Raw genomic sequence first — 24,306 nt, 5'->3', positions numbered from 1 at the left:
TGCGCTCAATCTTCGTCGGACGGTCGCAATCGAATTTGGAACGTGCCGTTCAGGCCGCAATGGCAGATCCTCTCGGCCGATAAAGTTCGAGAATCGTAGCTTCCTTGAAGATTTTTTGTGGAGGCTGTTGCTGAGGAGGAAATCGTTTCTCGCTCCGAGACCAGGAATCCATAAGCGGCGATGCACAGCGTTGCGTGATGGTGGAAGCCGCGCCAACCCCGCCCCTCGAAGTGGCCAAGGCCGACCTCCTGTTTGAGTTCGTGGTAGTCGCGCCTCAACGCGCCAGCGCAGTTTTGGCGATATCGACCAGCTGACGAAATCCAATGCTGGCCGGAAGCGTTGAAAACCAATATTTGGTCGGTGCGGTCTCGCCCTCTGGCCATTCGACCCGTAGCCATTCCTCAGGCCGGCTTTCGGCGAGCCAGTTCTCGATGTGCCGGACGGACGCGCACACGGGCAAAATGCGTAGACAACTGTTCTGCCGTACCCTCACGCCACGTGATCTTGTGCCAGGCATGTGCTGGCGAGACTGCTCGCAAGCTTCTTGACCGAAATCGGTCGGTGTTTGCTATCGCGCCTTAGCAGTTTTGGAGGTCCTCCGCTCCCCGTCCACTTCTTCGGTGGCCACCGTCCGGTTCCGGGCGCCCACACCGAGGTCTGTGGTAAGGTGCCGGCCACGCATAGATCAGGCCCAGTTCGGTAGTACTCCCACGCAGAGCGGTGTCGGTGCCAATAGCCGGCGTCCATCAGGACCACGCCGTGCGGCAAGCCCGCCGCACAGGCTCAGCGCAAATGATCAAGTGCAATTGCCGGCTTCGTCTTGAAGGTGATGTCCTTGGGAACTCGGGCTTTGCGCCGACGTACACGGTCCGTCACCCTCTCCCTTGGTAGATAGAGCCGATAGGCCACCGGCAAGCTCGCATGATGGTTCGAGAGCGAGAACGTCACGGCGAGCCCAATCGAGTATCGATCCAATGACTGTGATGCACGCGCGGAGATGAAGCCATCGCCCTACGAACTGCTCTCGAGCACTGATATCAAAACGGAGGCGTTCGGGCACGACGGCGGATTTCACTTCAAAAAAATTGAACGGCCTAGTGAATATATCTCGTTTGCTTGTTTCAAAAAGGCACGCGATGCTGGCGGTCAGGAAACAGAAGAAAGCAAGACCCCCAAACCAAACGAGGTGCGGTCTGGGATACGCAGCGACCATATTTCCCGAGCCATGCGCGTGCCCTTCGCGGATCGGTTGTCCGATGGGCAGCTGTGTCTGGTCAATGTGCGTCACGCAATCCATTACAACGCGGGGATCGCGTTGATGTTCGGGCGCACGGTCAAGGCAATTGGCTTTATAGCAGGTCTGGCCTGAGCAGCTTTCGCAACCCACAGCACAATCGCACAAAGCTGTTTCTCAGTCAGATTCTGCACTGAGGCTATGGCTTTCAAGCGTGTCGCGGTGTGCCGCGACGAGGTGGCCGGAGGGGAAACGCACGGATAGTACTTGCACGAGGATCGAGCGCGCGAACTTTGACGCGTTTGTTGACAGCTTCGTCTCATATGATGCGACGATGTTCTGAAAAGCAGAAGAGAAGAGGAGATTGCATGTTAGACTGGCTGAAGTATCGCGCTGCCGTGAAGTCGCGGGTTGGCGACTTGTCCAAGCTCGCGCCGGAAACGGTCAAAGGATATCTAGCTCTGGCCAATTCCGGCGATAAAGCACAGCATCTCGACGCGAAGACGCGCGAGTTGATCTCACTTGCGGTTGCGGTCACTACCCGCTGTGATGGCTGCATCGCCAGCCACGTTGAGGCTGCGATGAAGCATGGCGTGTCGAAGGCTGAGATTGCCGAGGCGCTGGGCGTCGCGATTGCGATGAATGCAGGCGCGGCGCTAGTCTATACAGCTCGTACCCTGGACTGCTTCGATCAGATGTCCGGTACGAACGCTGCTGCATAGACAACGGCACGTTCTTCCCTGACTAGTTGAATTGTCGCCCGGTTGGAGGCCATCCGACCGGGCGCTGTCTTAGCCAGCATTCAGGCCGCGCAACCAAACCTATCCAGTAAGCGGCTATCGAGGATTCTCCCGGGGAACGAAGACAGTGTGGCGCTTTCCGACCCTATGGCCGTGCATGGGAGACCAAGGATCCGAAGGTGTCAGCATTTCCGACGAACTTTAACACTCTTGAGCCTCTCGCACTCGAATGTTTGGCTGAGGCGTCTTTGTTATCTCTTACCTGCCTTGGATCGTTGGCGTCACTATTCAAAGTTTGCTCGCGCCTCGGGTCTTCCTCAGATCGACAAATTCCTGCTTGAGCAGATCCACGACGGTTCTGACCTTGGGTAGATCCGCCATGCGCTTGTGGCAGATGATCGCGAGTTCTGCGCGGAGCGAGGTCGGAAGCTCGAGCTTGAGCTCCACAAGCTCGCCCGGTCGCTTGAGCCGATGGGATGTCTTCAGAAGGATCATCGCGCCAACGCCGGCCTGACAGGCCGCGACCTGCACGCTGTAGTCGTCAGATGTGAAAGCGGGACGAAAGTCAGGGATCCTGGCCGCTAGCTCCGGATTCGGGCTCGTCATCTCACGCTCTCCTGCTGTCGTTGACTGTCGAAAACCGCGCAAGAATGACGACGAGGTCGACGGCGGTAGAGCGAAGGCGTCCGCACGCGCGCTCACCAATCGCGCCGAAGCGGGCGGACGCCTTTGCGGCGACGACCAGCGTCTGAGTTGAGGAATAAAAGACGCGGGGCACGTCTCCGGGCGCCCTGAGGCTCCTTTCGACGTACCCCGCTTTGCGCCTGCCTTATGGTAGATCTGCGGGTAATCAGCGCCGCAGAAACAAAGCCGGCGTAACACCGATCTCAACTGGCAAGTGGGGCTCGATGTCACGCCCCACGGACGGTGCGCGGCCTGCACTATCGCACTGTCAGCGCATTCCGTCGACCTTTTCCACCAACCTCCGGCGGCGCTCCGAAAGGACCGCCGCGGATGCTCACGGGCCGCTTCTTTCTGTGCGGCCGCTGCCGTTCGCAGGTAACGATCTGCCGCAACTGCGACCGGGGACAACGCTATTGCGGCCATGACTGCGCCCGTGCTGCCCGCCGCGAGAGCCTGCGCGAGGCGGGACGGCGTTATCAGCGCAGCCGCCGCGGACGCCTGGCGCATGCGACCCGCGCCCGACGATACCGGGCGCGGCACAATAACGTGACGCATCACTCTCCACCCGCATGGCCTGTCGGTTCACTACTGCGCCGGCCTGCGGACGATGTCGTTGTTGCACCTACTGACGTCGGCGAGCGAGCGACGACATCGATCATGCCCATGCCGAGCTGTCGGTTCTGCGGCTGTCGGTTGTCGCTGTTCCTTCGTACCGGCTTCGTGCGTCGCCGGGGGCCTCGTCATGCTCACCCCTATGGAGGCCGAGACCCGACCGATGACCGTTACCCCTGAATTGGAAGCGCAGATCCTGCGTCTGTATCACGTCGAGAAATGGCGCTGCGGCACCATTGCGAAGCAGTTGCACGTTCATCACACGACCGTGCATCGCGTCCTGACCCAGGCCGGACTGCCCAGGAATAGGCCGATATTGCGCCCCACGAAGATCGAGCCCTATCTGCCGATCGTCCTGAAGACGCTGGAGCAGTTCCCCGCACTCACGGCCAGCCGCCTGTATGCGATGATGCGTGAGCGCGGCTACCGCGGGTCGCCCAGCTACTTCCGGCACCTGATCGCTCTGCACCGTCCACGCAAGCCAGCCGAGGCGTTCCTGCGGCTGCGCACGTTGCCGTCTGAACAAGGGCAGGTGGATTGGGGGCACTTCGGTCACATCGAGATCGGTCGCGCCCGCCGTCCGCTGATGGCGTTCGTCATGGTGCTGTCGTACTCGCGCGACATCTACCTGCGCTTCTTCCTCGATGCGCGCATGGAAAACTTCCTGCGCGGCCACATCGGCGCGTTCAACACATGGTGTGGGCTGCCCCGGGTCCTGCTCTACGACAATCTTAAGAGCGCGGTGCTCGAGCGCCAGGGCGATGCGATCCGATTCCATCCCACGCTGCTTGCCTTCGCCGGCCATTATCGGTTCGAGCCGCGTCCTGTCGCGGTTGCCCGGGGCAACGAAAAAGGCCGTGTCGAGCGCGCTATACGGCATATCCGGGAGGCATTCTTCATCGCCCGCAAGTTCACCGATCTCGACGAGCTGAATGCCCAGGCCGAACAATGGTGCCGATCCGAAGCGGCGGACCGACCATGTCCGGAGGATCGCGAGATGACAGTACGCCAGGCGTTCGCAAAGGAGCAACCACTGCTTCTGCCGCTGCCCGCCAACCCGTATCCCGTTGAGGAGCAGGTCGCCGTGAAGGTCGGCAAAACGCCCTATGTGCGGTTCGACCTGAACGACTACACGGTTCCCCATACCCATGTTCGGCGCATGCTGAGCGTGCGGGCCGATCTCAGCCAGGTCCGGATCTTCGACGGCGCGCAAATGATCGCCAGTCACCGTCGCAGCTATGATCGTGGCCAAGAGATCGAAGACCGACGACACCTGAAGGATCTCGCCGAGATCAAGCGTGAGGCGCGCCAGCATCGCGGCCTCAACAGCCTCACCCGAACCGTGCCGGTCTGTCAGACCCTGATGATCAGGGCCGCCGAACGTGGCGCCAACATCGGTGCGCTCACGACCGCGCTGCTGCGGCTGCTCGATCGCTACGGCGCAACGGAATTGCAGGCCGCCGTCGAGGACGCTTTGCGTGCGGGCTCCGTCCATGCGGCGACGGTCCGCGCCGCACTCGAACGTCGGCGCCTTGAGCGTGGTGAACCGCCGCCCGTCGAAACCAGCCTGCCCGAACATGTGCGGCGCAAGGATACAACGGTCCGGCCGCACCGCCTCGACAGCTACGACCAACTGACCCCTTCTGGAGATAACGACGATGAGCACTGATGATGCCCTGCTGAACCGCGCCAAGGCGCTGCGCCTCAACGGCCTGGTCGAACACTGGGACGAAATCGCCGGCGCCCCATGGCTGGCCCCCATGCTGCAATGGGAGGAGGAGGAACGTGCCCGGCGCTCGCTGCAGCGACGCCTGCGCGACGCCAGGATCGGTCACTTCAAACCGATGGCCGATTACGACTGGCTCTGGCCCAGGCGCCTCGACCGCGCCGCAGTGGAGCAATTGATGTCGCTGTCCTTCATGAACGACGCAACCAACATCGTCTTCGTCGGACCAAACGGCGTCGGCAAATCGACCCTCGCGCAGAATATCGCCTACCAGGCGCTCATCGCCGGTCACTCGGTCTTGTTCCGATCGGCCAGCGAAATGCTCGGCGAGCTTGCCGCCCTCGACAGCGATACCGCTTTGCGCCGAAGGCTCCATCACTACGCCGCCGCCGACGTTCTGGCGATCGACGAGGTGGGATATCTATCCTACTCGAACCGTCACGCAGACCTGCTGTTCGAACTCGTCAGCCGGCGCTATCAGGCCCGCTCCACAATCGTGACCACCAACAAGCCCTTCGCCGCATGGACGGAGGTCTTCCCAAATGCCGCATGCGTCGTCAGCCTCGTCGACCGCCTCGTGCACCGATCCGAGGTGATCTCCATCGACGGCGAATCCTACCGCCTCAAGGAAGCTCTGGAACGCGCCGAGGCCCAGAGCACACAGCATCGAAGCCGGCCCGCCAGTACCAACGAGAAGGAGCACGTTGCATGACCAGAAACCACCATCAACCATCCGGCCTCAACTTCGGGATCAGCTTCCTCATCAATCCCGAATGGACCCCGGAGCAGGCGCTCGCTGTCCACGAGCTCCTCAAGGATCTATCCGACAGCATCTGGTCGCACTACTGCCTCAAGATCCAGGAACTCATCCAGGAGCAACAAGCGCCGGCCGATCACCGCGACGACGAAGAGCAACCACACTCCTTCTGAAACACACACCACTGCGACACTCGGCGGCGGCCTTTGCGGGCCGCCTTTTTAGTTCCCTCACCATCCTACCGCCCATTCTTGTCGTCATTTTTGTGCGGATTTAGAAAGTCACCAACACCTGCCCATGCGATCCAGTCGAGGTCGCGAAAATTGTACTTCGCAGGCAGTCTCCGAGCGTAATCCCTGCTCGCGTAGGCACCGATCGGAACGACAACTTCTTCGACGGTCATCAGGTCAGGATCATTGGACGGATATCTCCTGAGTGCGATATCGGCCTCGCCGAGCGAGAGGTTCAGACGTTGAGTGCTGGCCAGAACTTCGAGAGTGATCTGTGGATGCTTTCTCTTGAGCTTTTCCGCAATCGGAGCCAGGAAATCGAAGGCGAACGATGGTATCGCCGCGATGCGCACGCGGCCGCTCACGGACGAGGTCTTAGCGTCAAGTGAGCGATTGGCTTCCGTCGCCCATTGCGCCATTCCTTGAACCGCGGGAAGGAGCCTTTGTCCGGCTTTCGTCAAGGAGATGCCCAGGTTCTTGCGAACGAAAAGCGGCTCGCCGAGCCCGTACTCCATCTCCGCAATCCTCCGGCTCAGAGTGGGTTGACTCACCCTGAGGCGTCGCGCGGCGCCGCTCAGGCTCCCAGCGTCGCAAACGGCGAGAAAAATCCGGAGGTCATCCCACTGTAGTTCCACCTATCACTCCTGAGGCTGATCCGCGGGCCATCCATTTATGTATGACAACATAGGAAGTTAGGCGATTGCTATTCTGGCTGTCCAGAGCGAAAGGGGCGCCAGAAATGAGGAAAACAATCATGCTCCGCAAATCAGGACTCTTTTGCATTGGCGCGCCCTTACCATCGCCGCGCTTTCCGCATGCACGCAGACCTCGCATCCGGGGAAGCCCGCCGATCTCGGCAAGCCGATCAGCTCGGCGGCCATGGAAGCCTTGATCGATCAGCCGGGACCAATTGAGCTCAAGACGGTCGTCGGCGCGGATTGGATTGCCGATCTTTCGGGACTGCTCAATCTGAACGATCCGAAAGCTGTTCAGGCCGGTCTCAAGGATCACGAGGAGCCGATCAAGATCTATACACATGTCGTGCGACATCCGACGCAGGGATTTTTTCTGGTCGATACCGGGGTTTCAAAGCGGCTGGTGGAGGATCCCGCGAGCGTCGGGGTCGGATGGGTGCTGAGAAAATTTGCGAAGATCCAAAGGATGGAGGTCCGGCAAGACACGTTGTCGGTCATCAAATCGGAAGGCGTTCCGCTCAAAGGTGTCTTTATGACCCATCTACATCTCGATCATATCTCTGGGATGCCGGACGTTCCAAAGGACGTGCCGATCTACACGGGCCCCGGTGAGCCCGAGTATTCGAGCTTTGTGCATATGGCCGTTCAAGGGACGGAGGACAGCCTCCTTGAAGGAAGGCCCGCACTTCGGGAGTTCCAGTTCACGAAAGATCCGGATGGGAAATTCGAAGGGGTGATCGATGTTTTCGGTGATGGTTCGTTGTTTGCGATCCAAACCCCGGGACATACTCCGGGCCATGTCTCCTATCTCGCTCGCACGCCAACAGGTCCGGTGCTCCTGACGGGTGACGCTGCCCACACGCGTTGGGGTTGGGAGCACGACGTCGAGCCTGGGACTTACACGGACAACCGGGAAAGCGAACGGAAGAGTTTGCTCGCGTTGAAGGCCTTGAGTGAACGCCACTCGAAGATGATCGTGAAATTGGGGCATCAGCCCTGAGTCTGAGCCTGGATCAGAACTCTCAGTGCAATGGTATTCATGAATGCTAGGACCTACCGCACATCTATTAGAAGCGCTAGGTCGGATGCGCTCGAGGAAATTAGTGTGGGGCAAGCCCAGCGCCAGCTGAGCTGCTCAGCGGCCGCCGGCGCGGAGCTTTGCTCCCGCGCATTGCCCCACGCTCAGGAGGACGGCTGGGATTTTGGGGGACTCGGTCGCAATTTCCTGAGCCGCCGAGCGACGGCGTTCTCGCTTCTCTCGAGCAGGATTGAAATCCGCTTTGGGGTTTCATTGTTCGAAGCGAGATCGAGAAGGCGTTTTTCCTCTTCTTTGCTCCATGGCCGAGACCTGTTCCTAAGCATTCTGCACTCAACCGAACTAGCCGAGCAGAGCGCTCAGGCTGAAACGATGTACCATGTCGCACCCCACTCCGCGCTCCGTGGAGGCGAGTCACCTCGCAATGAGCCCGTTCGATGAAAGCGCGCTCGAACCAGAGGCCGGTACCGAATGAATGAAGAGGCAAATCCAAAGATGCAAGCGAGATAGCCTATTCACGGGCCCCAAGATAGCGTTGTCGCCGGCGAACGCAAGGAAAGCTCCTGCCATGACACTATGGCGAATACCCTTAACCGTGTGGTCATGAGCCAAGCAGGAGGGGCAATGTTAGGCGCCGCAGCAGTGACGATAATCAGCGTAGCGGGGCTGTCACGCGCAGTCTTTCCGCTCGTTCGGCAATAGGTGAGTGGGCTTTCGCCCTGGCGTCCAGAGCGCACGGACAGTGCGATTCAGCGGCCGCTGAGTAGTGAACTTCAGCCAGGGCAACGGGAAGGCGCTCGCGCGTTGTAAGATTTCGTCGGGCGGGATGTTCGGACGTGGCATTTCGTTTTCCTACAATGCTCAAGCGTGTGACGGGAGCTTGAACGAAAGTCTTTCGGTGGAACACACCGACGGTGCCCCTTATTTGAAGGCGCTCGGAATGGCGTCCGTGGGACGGTGGAACGACAGCTCGCGCAGGAGCCTGGCCAATGCCGCCTAAGTCGCAAGACTTCAACGTTTGCTGGAGTGCTTTCGATCGACATGTGCGTGGATCCGCAGCGCGGCTTACACGATACGCGAGACAGCTCGCCGTATGTTTCGAACATTCGCGGTTGCGGGAGCAGTGTATCGCCGAACGTCGGCGTGACGACCCGGCTTTCGAACACTGGCTTCACGGCCGCTTATTAGGTGGGGAAATCGGTCTGGCACCAGCGCAAGCATATGCCGATATGATGAAATAAGTCGAAAAAGGCGTTCAAACGCGGGATTAAGGCGCCATTCGGCAAGCCGTCGCAATAATCAATACCAGGCATCGTCTATGTATTGGGCCTAGCCCGGCGAGCGGGATCCGGCCCACCGCGCCCTTGGTGAAGCACGACTTTGAAATGGAGAAACGAGTTCGGGAAGTGAGCGAAATGTATGCTGGCTGCCGGACGTTTCTCCGATGCGGCGTGCGCTCTAAAGAGGCCAAAGCGTTTCGCTGCAAGATCTCTTGCTGCTGCTCGAAATCAAAGAGGACATGGGTCTTCAGGAGTGACAACGATGCTCGATGAAGACCTGGCTCGAATTCGGGCTCATCGCAACAACATGCACCGGTGTCGACGAGTGCTAGAAACAAGGCTGTCGGACGTAGATCGCGAGTTCATCGAAAGACGCCTTGCAGAGGAGCAGGCCGCGCTCCATTCTCTTTTTGCCAAAACCTTCCCGCTCACCTTTTCATTTCCGAAAGGACCGACCGCCTCCCCGAAACTTCAGGGCGGGCAAGGTTGCGATCGTGCGTAAGTATTGAACCCAATTCGGACCGTGTTCCAGCAGCGTCACGCCGGTCTGGTCAATGAGGCCGTCGCTCAAATAAATAGAGCGGGTCGGTACGCATTTCGAATGGCCGGACACCGTGTTGAAGTTCGGCGGACCGCAGTCGCGCTATATCCGCTCGCTCGGTTTGGGGCCACAGTCCATTGCGACCCAATGCTGTTCGGGGAGCCCGTCTAACTCCGTTACGTAGGTTGCGACCGCCTTTGTGATGTCGCTCTTGATGTTCTCACCAGCAGTCGCGATCATTTGCGGCTTCAGGCGCGCCCGGGCCTCGGTGCGGGGGGCGGTCGCTCGACGTGGCGATGCTGAAGACGGCGTTCGCAGCACTGGCCGATGGACGGCGATGATGATTCGCACTCGTTCAGGCGCGCGCGGGTGATGTATCCGAGCAGCTGCAGGATTTTCACCCGCAGATCGAACGAGCGATGGCGCGGGCACCCTTGACGGAACGCTATGCGTTATTCGACGCGCCACTTGCTTCTTTGTGCGAGCATCACCGCAGAGTCTTGGAGACGCGCGCGCGGAGTCGTATCGCTTTGAACGGCGTCGGAGCTGCCCGCTCAAAAGCTCCGATATACCGACGTATAGGTGAGTATACTTTGGTATATGCGCGCTACGCGCAAAGGATGCGTAGGCGTTGATCTCCGCCTGTGGCGCCGAACGAGCAACAGACAAATTCGCCCAGTTTTATCAACGCGTCGACTGCGGACAGTGCGCCGCGCCTCAATTCGATCGCTTCCAAGCGCTTCGCGTCTCCGACTTCGTTATGAGAGGGTTCGCATGGAGCAGGCAGATCTGGATGGGCAGGTCGTCCAGCACTGAAAGAGAGTTTTAATCGAGATTCGATACAGCCACTTGACTTGGGTTCATCCGCATTTGGGGGCTTCGATGTGGCATAATCGAATATCAAATCTCGCGCTGGCGTTGTCTATCCCGGCAGCAACCGTCGCTGCCAATGCGGATGCGTTGTCAATTCACTTCTGGAGCGGGCTGCTTGTCGGTGGATTAATGTTGGCCGTTTCCTTCGCGACTTCGACGCGAAGGAAGACCGCAGCACCGACCTTAGACGATGTGATGGCCATTAACGCCTTTGAATCCATCAAGGATGGAATCGCAGTTTTTGACTCCGACAAGTGCGTCCTGAGCAACGATGCTGCAGCTCACATCCTTGGGTTTTCCAATTGGAAAGAAATGCGAGGGCTGGCACTTGCCGAGCTTTCGGTTGATCCGCAGCCGAACGGTAAGAGCGTTGCGCAGATGTTCGAAGAGACCAATAAAATCATCATGCAATCAGGCCATATCGCGATCGAGTGGTGGCTCCGCCGTAAGGACCAGACTTCCATTCCGGTCAGGACAAGTCTTGTGGTGTCTCAATTCGAAGGCCGCCCGATAGTCGTGTGTGGTTGGCAGGACATAACTGACCTGGTCCGTATGCGCGAGGAGCGGTTGAGCCTAGCTAAGAATTTCGAAAACGACGTGTCGCGGGTTGTCGATGTTTTGGTCGGCTCCATGCGTCACATGCAAACAGGCTCATTGGCAATTACGGCCTCCACAGACGATGTCTGTCGTCGTACTGAAGGTATGACCGGGATAGTGAAAAAGACCGAAGAAAACTCCAATGCCGTGTCGTCAGCTGCCCAAGAATTCTCGGCCTCAATCTCGGAGATCGGTAGGCAAGTTTCGACCGCGGCGGACGTTTCGCAAACTGCCCGCGATAAGACGGTGCACGCTGAAGCAACACTAAGTGAGCTCGTTGCGTCGGTGACAAAGATCAGTAGCGTCGTCCAGCTCATCGAGGGAATAGCATCGCAAACCAATTTGCTGGCGCTCAATGCGACTATCGAGGCCGCGCGAGCTGGCGAAGCGGGCAGAGGCTTTGCAGTCGTGGCGAGCGAAGTGAAGAATCTTGCAGCCCAGGCGGCAAACGCGACGAGCGAGGTCGATGTTCAGATACTTGCCATTCAGGAAAGGGCGAGGCTGGCGGCTGCCGCGATGGCCGACACCGCTGAGATAATAGACAAGATGCGCGAGATCTCGGGCAGTATATCGGCGGCGATAGAGCAGCAATCGATTGTTACGAATGACATCTCAAAGAGCATCACACACATCAGTGCTGATATGCGAGAGGCATCCCGAGATATTGACCGACTGAATGATGCATCGCGCGCCTCCGGCTCATCGGCTGACCAAGTCGTCGACAACGTCCAAGAGTTGAACAACAATATCGGTTCGTTGCAAGGACAGGTCAGCGATTTTCTGATCAAGATACGAGCGTAGTGCGGTGCACGCGTCGGTCGTCAGTTTCATGAGATCGCGCGCGCTCCTCGCTGCTCATCGCTCAACGTCCAACGACAACGGCCGGCCACGTGTGACCGGCCTCCATCGGATCCCTGCATGCGCCGAAAACACTATTTTGATGGTAGTGCGAGGCGGGGCTTGGCCTGAGCTCACAGCCGGCGGGTGATCGCGCCGACCCAATTTCTTCGTGTGGCGGCCCACTACCAGAAGACGGCCAGAAACCAACTGGCCGCCGCACGTTCGCAACTACCATGTTGGCTCCGATGAGGTGTCCACACGGCCTTGATCGGAGGTGGCAAAAGCGCACCACGCATCGTGTGCGTATTTCTTCGGATTACCAGACGAACTTCGCGCCGTCCGGCAGTTCGCAGACAAAATCGCCCTGGTTCACGACTTCGGCCGCCCCGGCCGCCAGCTTGGAGGCCCGCACCGTGACCTTGCCTTCGCGGCTGAGGCTGTGGCGAATGTATTCCGTAACCGGGTGTCCGGAGATGTCCACGGTTTGATGCGCATTGGCGAAGCTGATGCCGTGCTGGTCGCTCACCCTGAAGGCGCTGATAGTCAACCCGCCCTGCACGGCCGGCCCGGGCTTGCCGCCATCGACAGTGGTACAGCGGCTGAGGTCCAGTATGAGCTTCACATCCTTGCCGCCCTGCAGGGCACTGAGCACTTCGGCGTATTTCGGCGAGGGCTCATCGGCCTTGGCGATCGTGCTCATGCTCGCAGCCACAAACAAGGACAACAGGATCGGCAGGCGTCTGCCACTGAACTGCATATGCTCTTCTCCTTCAAAACAACCACGGTTTGGCAAGCAGCACCTTTCCCGATGTCGTCTCGCAAGCAGCTCGGCGGATTCTAAACATCAGACAGGTCGCGGTTGGACAACAACATGTGGCGCAAACGCGCGCAAGCGGTCGCGAAGGCTAACCTAACGTCACAAACTCGTACGTAAGGCTTCCGAAGTGGTGTGACGACTTGTGACATCCTCCGCGGGCTCTTTTGGTTCGGCTGTAGCGTTTCGAAAGGACGAACCGTAATGCAAAGAAGGCTCATACAGTCGAGAGGTCTGGTCAGGGCACTTATAAGGGTGAGCGGACGAGTTTCAGACGATTAGTCAATCAAGACATGCGGCGACGACTCGCGAGCTTATTGGTTAGGTGGCCACGTAGACGTCGGTGCCGCGCGATCCAAATCAAGGCCATGCGCCGTCACGGCAGTCCGTGTTGGGACGGAGAAACTCTAATCTACACGGTAAGCTGCGTCTGAAGCACAGAGCAATTGTCTCTTGCTCTTACCGGCCAATAATTTGTTCTCCAGTCGTCGCGATGTGCGAAAAGGCTTGAATCGAGCGTAGCGTCAAGTTGTAAGCAACGCGCGAAAGCGCTGCCATGAGACCTTCAAAATGACAAAGCCGTTTCTCGCCATGCATCTTGACGCGGGATCGACTGCGGGCAGGACTATGGAATTCACGTCAGGGCTTGACTGGGCCAAGCCCGCGCTATGGGCGGCCGCGTTCGTTGTCTCGTCTATAACTGCTGTTGCGCCGCACGCCACGCAGGCTGCGCCCGCGACCGACAGTCTGAATTGGTCATCCAGTACCCAATCGAACGGCGCTTCCGCCGTCACCGCCAAGCAGTCGATCTTGCCGTTCTGGGACACTTGGATTGGCGCCGACATGACGGTGGCGCGCCAGCCCGCCACGATGTCGGATTTGCTGGCGGAGAAGGCCGCTAATGGCGGAAACGTGCCGCAATCCTCCGGCAACGTTTGGGTTGTTGCGACCGCGCCCGGCGCAGGCGTCATCTGGGACAAAACAGTGGTGGAGGCGCGCGTCGATCCGGGCGCGGAGAGCAGCAAGATCGGCGCCTCGCTCATCAGGTCGGTGCCGCTGCCCAACGTACACTCGCTGGCCTTGCAGATCGATTGCAACGTGCTTCAGCAGGGGAACATGTCGCCCTTCGGCATCGGCGGACAGGTAAGCAATTACGAGACCCATCAATCGGCCAAAGTCACAATCGGAAGGACCGGCACCAGCTTTGTCGTCGGCCAGAGCATGTCGACCACTGACGATAAATGGCTGCGCACCTTTGGCGCAGAGCAGAAGCTTTTCGACAGTGTCACCATCGCGAGCTCAATCGGGGAAACCGCGCAAGGCACGACCAACATGAGCTTGACGGCGGGATTCAAGAAGAGCTGGTGAGGTGTCGACGAGTTTTTGGAGTGGCGACCTTTCCGAGGTCAGCGCGGCGCCTTCATGCTCATCGATGAGCGCGTTTCGCTCAAGCGCGTAAAGTCAAGCGTCCATACGCTGGCCGCTCTATTTGTGCGCGACCGGCAACAGCACGGTCACACTGGCGAATTCAATAAACATGTCCCTACACAGCTGCAGTGTTTGAAGTCGCCTCTGAGCCTGGTCGGCGTTTCGGCAGCCGTTAAAAGGGTTGCTCCGCTATTGTCCGCGCAGTCAATCGTGCATGGCCACTCTTTCAGCCGCCAGACCGACAGGTGGGCGAAGTGTTGTCGGCCACGAGTCACGCTATGCTCGTGCACCGTTCTGATGGCGAGCGGGGCAGCCCTTAGCTGGCAGCGTGCCAATTCACATCCTTTTGGCTCGTTTATCGGACTATGCAGGCCGCTGGCGTAGACGTGTGCACTTCGTTGAATGCGGCTTGATCTGTAACTTAGAGATGCCAGAAAGAGAAACTATATGTTTTCGTCATGGCATCTCAATTCACGGATGACACATCCGGGAGATAGCGATGAAACGGCCAACGATCGCCGACTTGGCGCAGGCAGCCGGCGTGAGTACGTCGACGGTAAGCCGGCTCCTGCATGGTGGTGCCACGGTGCGCTCCGAAACCGTCGAGCACATCGTGGAAACAGCAGAAAGAATCGGCTTTTACGGGAAGGGCACGCTGCGCGAGCGCAGGAAGCCGCACCGGAATCTCGGCTTTCTGATGCAGCAGTCGCATCGGCCGCTTTATCAGCTGTGGGCCGCACAAATCGTCGCTGCCGCAGCCCGGCGCACTGATACCGTTATCAAGGCGGATGTGCTCTTCGAGGACGACCTGGCCCCGGAAGCCGTCGCCACCAACCTCTTGAGCCTTGGGAAGGATAGCGACGCCGTCGCCGTCATCACCGCCGACCATCCACTGGTCAGTCAGGCGATCGACGAATTGCGGGCCACACGCGTTCCAGTCGTGGCCTATATCACCGACCTCTCCGCCGCGAGCCGCGCAGGCTTTGTGGGAACTGACAACTGGAAGGCCGGTCGAACAGCGGCCTGGTTGATCAGGCAGATGGTCCGCGAGCGAGGCAAGGTATTTCCCTTGATCGGCAGCCACCGCTATCAGTGCCAGGATATTTCAGACGCGAGTTTTCGCTCCTACATGCGCGAGCATGCCCCGGACTTCGACGTCAGCGACACATTGCTGATTCATGAAGACCCCGGGAAGGCCCATGGAATCATCGGAAAACTGATCGACGAAAATCCGGACCTCAGCGGCATCTTCGTCAATGATGGCGGCATTTCCGGCGTCTTAGGTGCGATGCGCGAGCTGTCTCCCGAACGACAGCGGAAAATCCGCATCGTCTGCCGCGACCTAGCACCTGAGACACGCAAGGGCCTGAGCGAAGGACTGTTTACCGCGTCTATATGCCATCCCTTCGACAAAATGCCGCAGGAGCTGATCGATGTGATGCTGCGCTTGGTCGAATGTCGAGACACGCCGTCAATCGAGCAACGGATCGTCCCGTTCGAGATCCTTACGCCGGAAAGCATATGGACATAAAGAAGTAGGTATTGCCCAATTGCTGCTGAGGAAATCCATAAGCGGAGGCGAACAAGGGAAATCGCGATGGATTGCGCGCAAGGCCTCAACATCCGAATGGTTGATATGGGCGGCACATTCATGTGTGAAGGGCTCGCGCTGTGGTTGGTCGCCTGGTGAAACAGCAACGCCGCCCGCTTGAAATAATGGCAGGCGGCGTTACTCAGGACTCGGGAGGTGGTGCAAAATCCCGGTAAACAATGGGTCTGCACGTCCTGTGCCAAGGTTTATGTCTCGGGCTGAGATAACCGCGCAAGGGAATTGGATAAGGAAGCCGCACGTGGCCAAAGCTCCATCTGACTTTACCAGTCACTCTGTCCCCGGACGGAGATGCTGATCATCATATACGAAAGGTTTCGCGCGCGTGCGCTCTGAGGACCAGATGCGGGAGTCGACGAGACACAGCTGCGGCCGCTCGGTTTTGCATCCCTTCCTGCCGATCGGTCGTTGAAAAAAAGAGTGGGGCGGCACCGACGTCTTTGGATCGGGGGATGCGCCGAGTCCGCCCCAGCATCACCTGGGAGGTTGTGATGCGGCTTTGAACGTAGCAAACATCCCGACGCTGCAGCACCTGCAGCTATCTCATGCCAGGATGGCCCCGATGAGGCTTGAATCGCACGCGGCGTGAAGTTGTACCTTACGAGCTTTTATGTGTCTGTCTGAGGAGAAATGAAAGCCGCGCAAGACGACGACAACGAGAAACGGGTAGACAGGCTCGACGTAGCGAAAGCGGGGGATCGATCATCAGTCAGCCATTCCACGATCGATCCTGCCCCTTCTCCCACCCGCTCGACCTCGGCCTACCGTGGTCTGTGCAAAGTCGATAGTGCATCCGGCTTTATTCTCGATAGGATCCGGCTGCCAGCTCTCGATCCTTGTTCTGAGTCTGACAGCGCTTCACAAAGTGCGAGATCCAAAACACCAGGCGATTGTCCTCGCGAGCTCATGCGAAGCGCAATCACGCGCTCAATGCTCGTAAGGCGCGTTGGCACGGCCCTTGCTGTTTCTCGCAGTAGGTCAATAGAGGCCGATTTGAAGGAGCTGAACATGAGCAGCACGACAGGATCTTGGGCTTACGGAGAGAAAGCGCCGATGCCGAGCCAAGAACAGACCACGTCAAAAGGAGTTCGTGGCTCTTTGACCCGCGGTGGTTTTGGGACCCTGCCGCCGGATGCGAAAGTTGCAGCTGGAGCGGCCAGGGTGTGTGAAGAAATCGGGCGCAGCACTGCAGCCTAAGCAGGGCCGCAACTGCAGTACCGCTGACCTCGCCTTGCCCCTTGACGGCAGGGCGAGGAAGCGCCTCCACGTTGCATCTCGGGAGACTTGGCAACCGTATGCGGTTGCTCATTCGTCACGTACGTAAGGATTACCTCATCGGCGAGATAAACAATCCTCAGGGGAGCGCGGTGATGATTTGTGCATACTCATTGCACCGCAATGGAGAATACTGCGATTTCGGTGGAGGTCCGGTGGGATTTGAGAGCGTGCGCCATGGATCCTTGTTTCATGAGCCCCTTTGGTCGGCCGCGCGCTCAACACCTTTTGCCGATCTCGCTCATCATGAATGGCTGCGTGACCGGATGGTCATCGCAGAATGTGGCCGATCAACAACGCCGTTGATTTCGATCAACAACGCCGTTGATTTCAACATAAACTGGAACCAGTGATGAGTGGTGGACAGCGGCTGAGGCGTCATCCGCTTGGACCGTCCGATCCATCCAGAGCAATCTTTACGCATTTGATCAAGGCTTGCGTGACAAGCGGTTTGGCAAGAAACCCGATTGCGCCGGCGTTGATCGCGCGGGCGCGCACTGCATCGTCCGGAAAGGCCGTGATCAAGATGAAAGGCATGTGATGGCCCAGGCCGCGCATGTGCCTGAGCAGGTCTAGTCCGCTCATCGCCGGCATCTGGATGTCCGAAATTACGCAGGACGCCTCGTGCATTTCCGCCGATTGGAGGAATTCAACGGCGGAGGCAAAGGTTTGGACGCTATATCCGCACGATGTCAGAAGGTTGGTCGTTGCGGCGCGAACTGATGGATCATCGTCGATGACCGAAATGACAGGTGGCGTTGACAAGATGACTGCTCATGATCGGGGAACTGCTTGCCGCGGCTGCGGCCGACGATGGAAAGTGGGGGCGTGGCACAGGATTGAAAAGCATACTTAGGTTTGTACGTCCCCCTTCGGACGGGAGATTCCGAGCGCTTCACTCATTTTTATCAGGTCAGCCAGCGATTTGGCCCGCATTTTGCGCATGACCTGCCCGCGATAGATCTTGACCGTAATTTCCGCGAGGCCGAGCTCGCCCGCCACTTGCTTGTTCAACAGGCCAGATGTGACCAGGGGCAGAATATCGCGCTCGCGTGGCGTTAGGCTTTGGAAGCGGGATCGCAGGTCGGAGACCGTTTTCTCGAGGTCGCGCCGCCTGCGATCTCGTTCGATCGCGGCCTGGACCGCGTCGAGCAAGTCCTGCTCGCGTACCGGCTTGGTCAGGAAGTCGACCGCACCGCTCTTCATGGCCTGGACGGTCATGGGAATATCGCCGTGACCTGTGATAAAGATGATGGGAGTGTGGATGTTAGCCTTAGCGAGATCGGACTGGAGCTCGAGGCCGCTCGATCCCGGCAGACGGATGTCGAGCACGAGGCAACTCGGCAGCTCTGGCGGGTCGGCTTGCAAAATTTCGGCTGCAGAGCCGAAAGCCTCGACCTGAAGGCCCACCGATTCGAACAGATTTGTGAGAGCCGCGCGCATCGAAGCGTCGTCGTCGACGACCAGGACGATGGCGTCATCAGGACTTGTGCGCGACCGCATCTCTTGCGAGAGCTCGCTCATGATGCATCCTCTGGCTGCAAGCGCGGGACGATCCTAAATGTCACGCCATATCTCCGGTTAGAAATCGAAAGAAAGTGCCTTGATGCCGGCCACAACAGTCTGTGCGGCCGAATTCGCCAATTTCGTAGGCAGCCAGGCCTGATCGCAAAACTTCCCATATTTCGACTATATGGACGATTCGTTTGCGGCAAAAGGACGATGCAGGCCCGACTGGGCTCCTGTTGTGGGCGGTCGAAGGGTCTTGCTGCTCTGCCGCAAGCAGTTACGGTTTGGAGGGCGCGAATTCCGCGGGGCCCGACCGGTACTCTGAGGCCCGCGGAAATTCCCCGTTGCATCATGCTTGTGCAATATGGCGGTCGTCGGCGCTGGCGAGGCCCGGCCGACTCAGGTTAAGCAGCCGTCATCGATCAGTCCAACGTGCTGAAGGAATGAAATGGTCGCTGCCGCTCCAAAACTTCCCGCTTCCGGTTTTGCTCTCGAAGTGGATGGTCGATTGAAAGCTGAATTTGCGACCAAAGACGGGGCCTGGGCCGGAGCGAAGGAGTTAAAGCAGCGCTTTCCCAGGCTTCAGGTCAGAATTTATGATGCTCAGACAAAGTCCAGAGAGGAAGTCTAGCTTTCGCGCCTGACTTTCCCGCTTTCGGTTTTTGCTGCGCGTGCGGCTGGCCGCACCGGGCCCTCGTAAACCGAGCCGCGTCGCGTCTCGGTAGGGTAGGCGCGGGATACCTCGACGAGGATATCCCTACGCCTCCCCCCAAACCGTGCGGGCACTTTTCAATGCACACGGCTTTCCATACGCGCATGCTCTCGACCGGAGACGGTTAAACGGCATGACGGACACAGGACGATGGTCTTGCGCCGCCAACCGGACCGTTTCCAATCCGTCAGCGATCCGCTTCGCAGGTCTCCTACGCGGCGGAGGTGATGCATCTCAAATGGTCCCGTCGTATCGCCGCACGCTTCGCATCTGCGAGCGTTGAGGCGATCGATCAGATCATTTGGGCTTTTGACCCACCACGCCCCTGCCGTGACGTTGTCGACCACAGGACTCGTCCAGTAGGTTTGGGTCAGATGCTTCAGCCTCCACAGCTTGATGCTGCGAAGCTTACCACGGACCACGGAGCTGACCTCGTAGTCCGTACCATTCCACAGACGCGCCATGGTTCTCGCTCTCGTCGTCCGATGTCGCATCGCCAGCGTCTTCACGAGGCTGCGGAACACAACGAGCTCCAACAGTCCCAAGGCGCCCTTGAAGTCATCAGCAAACGAATGGTAGTTCGCAAAACCACGGAACTCTGAGTTATAGGCGAGGACGGTTGCGACATCGCTGGTAACCAAGAACTGCTCGCGAGGACGGCCAGTTTTTCTGGCGAGATCGCCATAGTCGTGTCGCTTGCAGAACGCGGTGACCTCCTTCCGCGGCACGCGCAAACTGACATTTCCGGTGGTCGGCCGGCGTACCACGCGCCATGTCCGTCCATCCGGTCCCGTGCGGTTGGATTTGCGTCCAGCCCCATAGGATGTGTATGTCGAGATGCGATAGCTGAGGAAGGTCACTCCCTTTGAAGCGGCATAGACCCCACTTTTCTCGGGCGACACGGTGAGCTTCAATGTCTGCGTCAGGAATTGTTCGACGCAGACCATGATCTCACACGCTTCCCGCTTGCTCCCGATTATGCCGATGAGGAAGTCATCGGCGTAGCGGCAGTAGCGGAGCCTTTTGAAGTTTGGGTCCATCGGATCGACGGAGGGCACTTTCCGTCTCTCCTTATTAATGGCTTTGATCTCCGCGAGTGCCGCGTCGATCTCGGCCCGATCCGCGCCGCTGGCGCGGAGCCGTTCAATTTTGCGGCGGAGACTGAGGACGCGCCGTTCCAGCGCCGCGTAGCGCGGGAATGGACGTCGGTCGCGGCCTTTGTCGAAGCCCGCCTTCATTGTCTGCATGTGCTGGTCCAGCTCGTGCAGATAGATGTTGGCGAGCAGGGGCGAGACAACGCCGCCCTGTGGCGTGCCACTATAAGTGCGTCCGTAGACCCAATCTTCCATGTAACCTGCTTTGAGCATTCCTTCGATCAGAGCGATGAACCTATCGTCATCAATCCGCTTCTTTAGAAGCCCAAGCAAAATGTCATGGTCGATGTTGTCGAAGAACCCACGCACATCCACTTCGACCAGCCACTTACAGCCCGTCCAGGTCTTCTTGATGGACTTGAGTGCGGTATGACAGGATCGTCTCGGGCGGAACCCATGCGACTCGTCGAGGAACACGGGTTCGTAGATCGCTTCGAGAAGAATCCTGACCGCCTCCTGAACGAGCCGGTCTTCCACCGTTGGCACGGCTGCTTCGAACTGCACTTCGGCCTGGTCAGACTTTGGGATCGGCTGAGATCACCCATCCTTTTCATCCGCTTCGCGGCCAACGGTTCGTTGTTCTGAAGATCAGAAGGATGTCCGGCGTTGAGACGTTGAGCCTGCGTCATGCCTCGATGGGTTCTTTTGCTGTCCGTCGCGATTGGACCGACTGGGCACCCCCTGGCACCCCGAGTGAGCCCACCGAGGCAAATTTGCCGCTGCTCATTGATGTCACCGGACTGTTAGCACTCGCGGATCTCGTCGTCTCGATAAAGCACAAAACGAGAGCTTGACCGATGACTCCAGCTCTGAATCAATCGGACATAAAATTGATTCGGTCCGGCAGATATGGAAAAGGCTTCCTCCGCTGCTTTACGCCGACGCCGACGCAAGCTGGTGCGGGATTTGCCGTCAATCGAGCAGATCGTACGTGGCTCTCTGATCGAGACCTACAAGCGTTGTGGCCGTCCCAGTTGTCATTGTATCGACGGACCTGGACACGGACCCAAGCGATATTTATCGACAATTGCGCGAACCGGCGAGCGACCACGGCTCGGCTATGTACCAAATGCGATCTACCCAAAAGTCGCAGAGTTTCTTGGCAATTACCGCACGCTTCAGGAGATGCTCAACGAGATTTGTGCGATCAATGCCGAGCTTCTGCGCCGCCGCGAGAGTCTCGACTAAATGGACCCGGCGATCGCAGCCCTCGATATTGCCAAGGCGGGCGCCATCATCGCCAACATGATCGAATCCTATCTTGCTGCCGGCGCCTCGCCGCTCAGTGCGGAAGGAGCCGAACATGCTGTTGAATGCGAAGATTGCCGATCATCATCTGACGCGGCACGCTTGTATCTACATTCGCCAGTCGACGATGGCGCAAGTGCGGTTCAACCAGGAGAGCACAGAGCGTCAGTACAATCTGGCAGACCAAGCGAAGTCGCTCGGCTGGAGCCCAGAACAGATTCGGATTCTCGACGGGGATCTTGCCCAGTCGGGGCAACAGACAACCAAGCGCGACGACTTCAAGACCCTTGTGACCGACGTAGCGATGGGGCAAGTCGGTGCCATCTTCTCGTTGGAGTCGTCGCGCCTGGCGCGCTCCAACAAGGATTGGCACCGATTGCTGGAACTATGCGCCATTACCAAGACCTTGGTGTTCGATGGCGATGGTTGCTACGATCCATCCGACTTCAACGACAGCCTCGTTCTTGGGATGAAGGGCACGTTCGCTCAGGCCGAACTGCACATCATTCGCGCGCGTCTCCACGGCGGCAAACTCAATAAGGCGCACAAAGGCGAGTTGCGTTTTCCTCTGCCGGTTGGTTTGGTATTCGACGGCGACAAAATCGTTCTCGACCCCGACCAAGAAGTGCAAGGCGCTGTTCGAGCGGCCTTCGAACTGTTTGAGCAGGAGAACAGCGCCTACGGTGTCGTTCAACGCTTCCACCAACTCGGCCTTCTCTTTCCGCGTCGGTCGTACGGCGGTGTCTGGAATGGCAAGCTTATCTGGGGTCGGTTGACCCATTCACGAGTTCTCGGCGTTCTCACGAATCCGTCTTATGCCGGCACCTACGTATTTGGTCGGTATCAATCCTGCAAGAAGATCGGTCCCGCCGGCGAAATCTCAACTCAATCGCGCCAGATGCCACAAGATCAGTGGCGTGTAGTTATTCCGGACCACCATCCGGGCTACATCACCTGGGCTCAATTCCTTGCCAATCGTAGTCACCTCGCAGCGAACCGGACCAACAGCGAGGTTCTCGCTGGGCCTGCTCGCGAAGGTCTCTGTTTGCTGCAAGGCGTATTGCTTTGTGGCATTTGCGGGCGGCGTCTGAGTACACGTTATGCCGGCAACGGCGGTCTCTACCCGAGCTATGACTGCAATTCGAGAAGTCGGGACGCATCGCCGCTTCGCCACTGCATGTCTTTGCCGGCAAAGCCGTTGGATGATGCCATTGCGGCGCGTTTGTTGACCGCCGTTACGCCACTGACAATCAAATTAGCGCTCGAGGCGCTGAACAACTTGGAAGTGCGCGACAAAACGATTTCTGCGCAATGGCGTCGAAGAATCGAGCGGGCCCGCTACGAAGCTGATTTAGCGGAGCGCCGTTACGAGGAGTCTGACCCCAGCAACCGGCTCGTCGCCGCTACACTCGAGAAACGCTGGAACGACGCGATGCAGCGGGTGATTGAACTGGAAGCCGAACTGGCGCATTTCGAACGCCAATCAATGCGCAGCGTTACGGCTGAGCAGAAGCAGCAGATTCTGCGGCTCGGTCGAGACTTTCCTCGACTGTGGAAGGCACCAACCACCTCGGCTCGCGACCGCAAGCGCATACTCCGTCTGCTGATCCGCGATATTACCGTCAGCAAGGCCCCACAACCAAAGCTGCTCCGCTTGCAGATCTGCTGGCAGGGAGGGGCGACGGAAACAACCGAAGTTCAGCAGCGGCCGAGCTACCCTGATGTGCTCCGCTATCCCGACGCATTCGTTGCTAAAATCCGCACCATGGCGGAACGATACGATGACACGGAGATCGTTGCGCGCCTCAAAGCAGAAGGTTTGACGAGCTCGACCGGTAAACTATTCACCGCCAGCATGATAAGCTGGACCCGTTACAAGCATCGCATTTCCAGACCGCTGCTTCCCGATGGAACACTCAATGTCCGCCAGGTCCGCGCGAGATATGGCGTCAGCCTGTGGGTTGTCCATTATTGGATCGAACGTGGCATTGTCTCGGCGACACAACGAAAATCAAATGCGCCATATGCCATCAAAATCGACGACAATGTTGATCAACGACTGCGAGAATGGGTCGCAAACTCGAGCCATCTCCACCCAGCATGCCCAACGTAAACTGTGTGAGGTGCATTATGCCTGGCGCGTCGGGATACCCAGCGGTCGTGTTTTGCCGTTGTCCTTTGGGATATAGACCCGCCGGACTGGCCGGAAGCGATAAGTGCCATCTGCTACGCGCCTGGCGATGTCAGCGAGCTTCGCCAGCGACATGCCGTCGAAGGTCTTGCCATCTACACCGGGCGTCAGGGCTCCCTTGTTGCGGGAGACCTTTTCGTAGGCCCACTCGAAGAGATGCGGAGATCTCATCAGGCGGTGAAGGCCATTTACGCGCCTACCCGACCGCGACAAAGTCGGCAGTGATTCAATTCTTCTCTGGATGGTAGCGGCCTGCATCAGCAGAACCTCTCCGTCGAAGAATCTCTTCTACGCATACTGCAAATGCCGCTGTTGGCGGCATCGTCCTTCCCCCGATCGGAGGCGCTTTCGGTCCGGTCACCCGGCCTTATACGCATGATCGTCCACCTCGCGGTGGCTGTCCCGACCATTACGCCGGGCATTTGGGTACTATGACGGCTCCGTCGCCATACAGGTTCTCGAAAGAGCCTGCTGCAGGCGATCCCGTAGTTGCGTGTGTAGGAAGTTGCGGTGTGTTTAGG

At 58.5% G+C, this 24,306-nt stretch carries 21 protein-coding genes and 2 pseudogenes; 15 read left to right on the top strand and 8 right to left on the bottom strand.

The window, feature by feature from the left end; genetic code table 11:
• Positions 1-489: 489 nt before the first annotated feature.
• Positions 490-909 (bottom strand): annotated as a pseudogene (locus NLN62_RS53445) (transposase).
• Between the two features lie 88 nt (positions 910-997).
• Between NLN62_RS53445 and NLN62_RS11830 the strand changes: the two are divergent.
• Complete coding sequence (locus tag NLN62_RS11830) at positions 998-1,369, top strand: hypothetical protein (RefSeq protein ID WP_254108880.1); 372 nt, start codon at positions 998-1,000, stop codon at positions 1,367-1,369.
• Between the two features lie 233 nt (positions 1,370-1,602).
• Positions 1,603-1,956 carry a carboxymuconolactone decarboxylase family protein gene (locus tag NLN62_RS11825; RefSeq protein ID WP_254108879.1) on the top strand — a complete coding sequence of 118 codons (354 nt, stop codon included), beginning with the start codon at positions 1,603-1,605 and terminating at the stop codon, positions 1,954-1,956.
• 306 nt (positions 1,957-2,262) lie between these two features.
• Here the strand turns inward: NLN62_RS11825 and NLN62_RS11820 are convergent, their stop codons facing one another.
• Complete coding sequence (locus tag NLN62_RS11820; RefSeq protein WP_254108878.1) at positions 2,263-2,580, bottom strand: LysR substrate-binding domain-containing protein; 318 nt, start codon at positions 2,578-2,580, stop codon at positions 2,263-2,265.
• A gap of 820 nt (positions 2,581-3,400) precedes the next feature.
• Here NLN62_RS11820 and istA point away from each other — a divergent pair.
• The 3 genes from istA to NLN62_RS11805 are packed head-to-tail and all read left to right on the top strand — an operon-like array spanning position 3,401 to position 5,926.
• A complete protein-coding gene (istA, locus tag NLN62_RS11815; protein WP_254108352.1) occupies positions 3,401-4,939 on the top strand; it encodes an IS21 family transposase in 1,539 nt (512 codons plus the stop codon).
• Positions 4,929-5,708 carry an IS21-like element helper ATPase IstB gene (gene istB, locus NLN62_RS11810; RefSeq protein WP_254108353.1) on the top strand — a complete coding sequence of 260 codons (780 nt, stop codon included), beginning with the start codon at positions 4,929-4,931 and terminating at the stop codon, positions 5,706-5,708. Before istA ends, istB begins: the two co-directional genes overlap by 11 nt.
• Positions 5,705-5,926: a hypothetical protein gene (locus tag NLN62_RS11805; RefSeq protein WP_254108354.1), complete on the top strand. Its 222-nt coding sequence runs from the start codon at positions 5,705-5,707 to the stop codon at positions 5,924-5,926. Before istB ends, NLN62_RS11805 begins: the two co-directional genes overlap by 4 nt.
• 65 nt (positions 5,927-5,991) lie before the next feature.
• Here the strand turns inward: NLN62_RS11805 and NLN62_RS11800 are convergent, their stop codons facing one another.
• Positions 5,992-6,618 (bottom strand): LysR family transcriptional regulator, encoded by a 627-nt coding sequence (locus tag NLN62_RS11800; RefSeq protein ID WP_254108877.1) that lies wholly within the window; start codon positions 6,616-6,618, stop codon positions 5,992-5,994.
• 142 nt (positions 6,619-6,760) lie between these two features.
• Between NLN62_RS11800 and NLN62_RS11795 the strand changes: the two genes are divergently transcribed.
• The 3 genes from NLN62_RS11795 (at position 6,761) to NLN62_RS11785 (ending at position 11,806) form a co-directional block, all read left to right on the top strand.
• Positions 6,761-7,678: an MBL fold metallo-hydrolase gene (locus NLN62_RS11795; RefSeq protein WP_254108876.1), complete on the top strand. Its 918-nt coding sequence runs from the start codon at positions 6,761-6,763 to the stop codon at positions 7,676-7,678.
• 1,578 nt (positions 7,679-9,256) lie between these two features.
• The gene (locus NLN62_RS11790; protein WP_254108875.1) at positions 9,257-9,496 is read left to right on the top strand and encodes a hypothetical protein; all 240 of its coding nucleotides are present in this window, start codon (positions 9,257-9,259) and stop codon (positions 9,494-9,496) included.
• 921 nt (positions 9,497-10,417) lie between these two features.
• Positions 10,418-11,806 (top strand): methyl-accepting chemotaxis protein, encoded by a 1,389-nt coding sequence (locus NLN62_RS11785; RefSeq protein WP_254108874.1) that lies wholly within the window; start codon positions 10,418-10,420, stop codon positions 11,804-11,806.
• A 355-nt stretch (positions 11,807-12,161) separates the two neighbouring features.
• Here the strand turns inward: NLN62_RS11785 and NLN62_RS11780 are convergent, their stop codons facing one another.
• Positions 12,162-12,602 (bottom strand): VirK family protein, encoded by a 441-nt coding sequence (locus NLN62_RS11780; RefSeq protein WP_254108873.1) that lies wholly within the window; start codon positions 12,600-12,602, stop codon positions 12,162-12,164.
• A gap of 627 nt (positions 12,603-13,229) precedes the next feature.
• On the opposite strand from NLN62_RS11780, the gene NLN62_RS11775 reads away from it, so the two are divergent.
• The 3 genes from NLN62_RS11775 (at position 13,230) to NLN62_RS11765 (ending at position 17,324) form a co-directional block, all read left to right on the top strand.
• Entirely contained in the window at positions 13,230-14,027 is a 798-nt protein-coding gene (locus tag NLN62_RS11775) for a hypothetical protein (protein WP_254108872.1), read from the top strand.
• 559 nt (positions 14,028-14,586) lie between these two features.
• Positions 14,587-15,618, top strand: coding sequence for a LacI family DNA-binding transcriptional regulator (locus NLN62_RS11770; RefSeq protein ID WP_254108871.1), 1,032 nt, complete (start codon positions 14,587-14,589; stop codon positions 15,616-15,618).
• A 1,373-nt stretch (positions 15,619-16,991) separates the two neighbouring features.
• Positions 16,992-17,324 (top strand): cytochrome P450, encoded by a 333-nt coding sequence (locus NLN62_RS11765; protein ID WP_254108870.1) that lies wholly within the window; start codon positions 16,992-16,994, stop codon positions 17,322-17,324.
• Between the two features lie 25 nt (positions 17,325-17,349).
• On the opposite strand, the gene NLN62_RS11760 is transcribed toward NLN62_RS11765, so the two are convergent.
• Both NLN62_RS11760 and NLN62_RS11755 read right to left on the bottom strand, forming a co-directional pair.
• Entirely contained in the window at positions 17,350-17,736 is a 387-nt protein-coding gene (locus NLN62_RS11760) for a response regulator transcription factor (RefSeq protein ID WP_254108869.1), read from the bottom strand.
• Between the two features lie 87 nt (positions 17,737-17,823).
• A complete protein-coding gene (locus NLN62_RS11755) occupies positions 17,824-18,495 on the bottom strand; it encodes a response regulator transcription factor (protein ID WP_254108868.1) in 672 nt (223 codons plus the stop codon).
• A gap of 433 nt (positions 18,496-18,928) precedes the next feature.
• Between NLN62_RS11755 and NLN62_RS11750 the strand changes: the two genes are divergently transcribed.
• Complete coding sequence (locus NLN62_RS11750; protein WP_084801912.1) at positions 18,929-19,111, top strand: hypothetical protein; 183 nt, start codon at positions 18,929-18,931, stop codon at positions 19,109-19,111.
• Positions 19,112-19,269: 158 nt separating this feature from the next.
• Here NLN62_RS11750 and NLN62_RS11745 read toward each other — a convergent pair whose 3' ends face one another.
• Positions 19,270-20,874, bottom strand: coding sequence for a reverse transcriptase/maturase family protein (locus tag NLN62_RS11745; RefSeq protein ID WP_256576087.1), 1,605 nt, complete (start codon positions 20,872-20,874; stop codon positions 19,270-19,272).
• Between NLN62_RS11745 and NLN62_RS53440 the strand changes: the two genes are divergently transcribed.
• From NLN62_RS53440 to NLN62_RS11735, 3 genes are all read left to right on the top strand, one after another.
• Positions 20,826-21,140: a DUF5372 family protein gene (locus tag NLN62_RS53440; protein WP_371932975.1), complete on the top strand. Its 315-nt coding sequence runs from the start codon at positions 20,826-20,828 to the stop codon at positions 21,138-21,140. The two genes, NLN62_RS11745 and NLN62_RS53440, sit on opposite strands and share 49 nt — an antisense overlap.
• A gap of 55 nt (positions 21,141-21,195) precedes the next feature.
• A complete protein-coding gene (locus tag NLN62_RS53435; RefSeq protein WP_371932974.1) occupies positions 21,196-21,534 on the top strand; it encodes a DUF6788 family protein in 339 nt (112 codons plus the stop codon).
• Positions 21,535-21,649: 115 nt separating this feature from the next.
• Positions 21,650-23,707 carry a recombinase family protein gene (locus tag NLN62_RS11735; protein WP_254108865.1) on the top strand — a complete coding sequence of 686 codons (2,058 nt, stop codon included), beginning with the start codon at positions 21,650-21,652 and terminating at the stop codon, positions 23,705-23,707.
• Between the two features lie 27 nt (positions 23,708-23,734).
• Here the strand turns inward: NLN62_RS11735 and NLN62_RS11730 are convergent.
• Positions 23,735-24,043, bottom strand: a pseudogene (locus NLN62_RS11730) (RNA-dependent DNA polymerase); the annotation flags it as partial.
• Between the last annotated feature and the right edge of the window lie 263 nt (positions 24,044-24,306).

This window comes from Bradyrhizobium sp. CCGUVB23 (assembly GCF_024199885.1).
In the GTDB taxonomy this organism is placed as follows: Bacteria; Pseudomonadota; Alphaproteobacteria; order Rhizobiales; family Xanthobacteraceae; genus Bradyrhizobium.
The sequence above is the reverse complement of the archived record's forward strand: the minus strand, read 5'-3'. Positions and strand labels throughout refer to the sequence as shown.

Excerpts from the sequence above, each read along its gene's own strand:
- NLN62_RS11785 (WP_254108874.1), top strand. The coding sequence starts at position 10,418 with ATGTGGCATAATCGAATATCAAATCTCGCGCTGGCGTTGTCTATCCCG.
- NLN62_RS53435 (WP_371932974.1), top strand. The coding sequence starts at position 21,196 with ATGGAAAAGGCTTCCTCCGCTGCTTTACGCCGACGCCGACGCAAGCTG.
- NLN62_RS11765 (WP_254108870.1), top strand. The coding sequence starts at position 16,992 with ATGCGGTTGCTCATTCGTCACGTACGTAAGGATTACCTCATCGGCGAG.
- NLN62_RS11775 (WP_254108872.1), top strand. The coding sequence starts at position 13,230 with ATGACAAAGCCGTTTCTCGCCATGCATCTTGACGCGGGATCGACTGCG.
- NLN62_RS11770 (WP_254108871.1), top strand. The coding sequence starts at position 14,587 with ATGAAACGGCCAACGATCGCCGACTTGGCGCAGGCAGCCGGCGTGAGT.
- NLN62_RS11825 (WP_254108879.1), top strand. The coding sequence starts at position 1,603 with ATGTTAGACTGGCTGAAGTATCGCGCTGCCGTGAAGTCGCGGGTTGGC.
- NLN62_RS11805 (WP_254108354.1), top strand. The coding sequence starts at position 5,705 with ATGACCAGAAACCACCATCAACCATCCGGCCTCAACTTCGGGATCAGC.
- NLN62_RS11790 (WP_254108875.1), top strand. The coding sequence starts at position 9,257 with ATGCTCGATGAAGACCTGGCTCGAATTCGGGCTCATCGCAACAACATG.
- NLN62_RS11780 (WP_254108873.1), bottom strand. The coding sequence starts at position 12,602 with ATGCAGTTCAGTGGCAGACGCCTGCCGATCCTGTTGTCCTTGTTTGTG.
- NLN62_RS11820 (WP_254108878.1), bottom strand. The coding sequence starts at position 2,580 with ATGACGAGCCCGAATCCGGAGCTAGCGGCCAGGATCCCTGACTTTCGT.
- NLN62_RS11755 (WP_254108868.1), bottom strand. The coding sequence starts at position 18,495 with ATGAGCGAGCTCTCGCAAGAGATGCGGTCGCGCACAAGTCCTGATGAC.
- istA (WP_254108352.1), top strand. The coding sequence starts at position 3,401 with ATGCTCACCCCTATGGAGGCCGAGACCCGACCGATGACCGTTACCCCT.
- NLN62_RS11830 (WP_254108880.1), top strand. The coding sequence starts at position 998 with ATGAAGCCATCGCCCTACGAACTGCTCTCGAGCACTGATATCAAAACG.
- NLN62_RS11750 (WP_084801912.1), top strand. The coding sequence starts at position 18,929 with ATGGTCGCTGCCGCTCCAAAACTTCCCGCTTCCGGTTTTGCTCTCGAA.
- NLN62_RS11735 (WP_254108865.1), top strand. The coding sequence starts at position 21,650 with ATGCTGTTGAATGCGAAGATTGCCGATCATCATCTGACGCGGCACGCT.
- istB (WP_254108353.1), top strand. The coding sequence starts at position 4,929 with ATGAGCACTGATGATGCCCTGCTGAACCGCGCCAAGGCGCTGCGCCTC.